The 825-nt window shown below is 54.5% G+C and carries 1 rRNA gene; it reads right to left on the bottom strand.

What is annotated here, in order from left to right:
• Positions 1-70: 70 nt before the first annotated feature.
• A 16S ribosomal RNA gene (locus tag BTW08_RS18580) occupies positions 71-825 on the bottom strand; the annotation flags it as partial.

Genomic DNA, 825 nt, shown 5'->3' with positions numbered 1-825 from the left:
CCCAAACAGTCTTGCTCTGGCCGATCAGGTAATTGATTGTGGACACTTGAACCACGCTAAGCTGGTCGTTTAAGGAGGTGATCCAGCCGCTGGTTCCCCTACGGCTACCTTGTTACGACTTCACCCCAGTCATGAACCACACCGTGGTGATCGCTCTCCCGAAGGTTAAGCTAACCACTTCTGGTGCAGTCCACTCCCATGGTGTGACGGGCGGTGTGTACAAGGCCCGGGAACGTATTCACCGTGACATTCTGATTCACGATTACTAGCGATTCCGACTTCACGGAGTCGAGTTGCAGACTCCGATCCGAACTGAGGCCGGCTTTCTGGGATTCGCTCCATCTCGCGATCTCGCAGCCCTTTGTACCGGCCATTGTAGCACGTGTGTAGCCCTACCCGTAAGGGCCATGATGACTTGACGTCGTCCCCACCTTCCTCCGGTTTGTCACCGGCAGTCTCCTTAGAGTTCCCGCCATTACTTGCTGGCAAATAAGGACAAGGGTTGCGCTCGTTACGGGACTTAACCCAACATTTCACAACACGAGCTGACGACAGCCATGCAGCACCTGTCTCAGAGCTCCCGAAGGCACGAAGGCATCTCTGCCAACTTCTCTGGATGTCAAGGGTAGGTAAGGTTCTTCGCGTTGCATCGAATTAAACCACATGCTCCACCGCTTGTGCGGGCCCCCGTCAATTCATTTGAGTTTTAACCTTGCGGCCGTACTCCCCAGGCGGTCGACTTATCGCGTTAACTGCGCCACTAAGTCCTTAAAGGTCCCAACGGCTAGTCGACATCGTTTACGGCGTGGACTACCAGGGTATCTA

Origin of the sequence: Salinicola sp. MH3R3-1, assembly GCF_001937155.1 — a bacterium.
Classification (GTDB): Bacteria; Pseudomonadota; Gammaproteobacteria; order Pseudomonadales; family Halomonadaceae; genus Salinicola; species Salinicola halophyticus.
The sequence above is the reverse complement of the archived record's forward strand: the minus strand, read 5'-3'. Positions and strand labels throughout refer to the sequence as shown.